Genomic DNA, 1,266 nt, shown 5'->3' on the forward strand with positions numbered 1-1,266 from the left:
TGGAGGAGCTGATCGCCTCGTGCGAGGCGGATGGTGTCCGGGCGCGCCGGGTGCCGGTGGACTACGCCTCGCACTCGGCTCAGGTGGAGTCGATCCGCGCCGAGCTGCTGGACGTGCTGCGTGAGGTGACTCCGCGGGCGGGTCGGGTGCCGCTGCTGTCCACCGTGACCGGTGAGCTGGTGGACGGCTCGGGTATGGACGCCGAGTACTGGTACACCAACCTCCGTGCCACCGTGGAGTTCGCCGACGCGACCCGCGCGCTGCTGGAGGAGCACGCTGTTGGCACGTTCATCGAGGTGAGCGCGCATCCGGTGCTTGCGATGGCGGTTCAGGAGAGCGTCGAGCAGAGCGGCCGTGAGGCCGCCGCGTTCGGTACCCTGCGTCGCCAGGAGGGTGGCCTGGAGCGGCTGTTCGCGTCGCTGGCCGAGGCCCATGTGCGGGGTGTTCGGGTGGACTGGCAGTCCTTCCTCGGCGGCCGTGGTGCGCGCCGGGTGGATCTGCCGACCTACGCCTTCCAGCGTGAGCGGTACTGGCTGGAGTCGGACGGTTCCGCTTCGACGGTCGAGGTCCCCGTTGACGCGGTGGATGCGACCTTCTGGGAGGCCGTGGAGAAGGGTGACCTTCAGGCGCTGTCCTCCGCGCTGGAGCTGGACGGCGACCAGCCGCTGAGCTCGGTGCTGCCCGCGCTGTCGGCCTGGCGCCGGCAGAGCCGCGAGCAGTCCACGGTGGACGGCTGGCGCTACCGCGACAGCTGGAAGCCGGTCACGGACGGCAACGCTGGTGTGCTGTCGGGCACCTGGCTGGTGGTGGCCTCGGCTGAGGACACCACTGTGGCGGATGTGGTTCGGACGCTGTCCGGCCGGGGCGCGGGTGTGCGCTTGGTGGAGCCGGCCGGTACGGACCGCGCTTCGGTGGCCGAGTCGCTGCGGTCGGTGCCGGCAGACGGCATGCCCGTGTCCGGTGTGCTGTCGCTGCTGGCCCTGGACGAGACCGTCCTCCCGGCCGGTGGCGGAGTCATCGACGGTACGGCCGGGACGCTGGCGCTGGTGCAGGCGCTGGGTGATGCGGGTGTCGCGGCTCCGCTGTGGTGTGTGACGCGGGGTGCGGTGTCGACGGGTCGCTCGGACCGGCTGGCGAGCCCGCTGCAGGCTCAGGTCTGGGGTCTGGGTCGGGTGGTGGCGCTGGAGCACCCGGAGCGTTGGGGTGGTCTGGTCGACCTGCCGGAGGTGCTGGACGAGCGTGCGCTGTCGCGGCTGGCCGGTGTGC

The 1,266-nt window shown here is 71.8% G+C and carries 1 protein-coding gene; it reads left to right on the forward strand.

Annotation, left to right across the window (positions count from 1 at the left end; translation table 11 throughout):
• On the forward strand, window positions 1-1,266 hold a 1,266-nt coding region (locus tag ABD369_RS40625), incomplete at both ends, for an acyltransferase domain-containing protein (protein ID WP_344641665.1).

It is taken from the genome of Kitasatospora cystarginea (assembly GCF_039533515.1).
Classification (GTDB): Bacteria; Actinomycetota; Actinomycetes; order Streptomycetales; family Streptomycetaceae; genus Kitasatospora; species Kitasatospora cystarginea.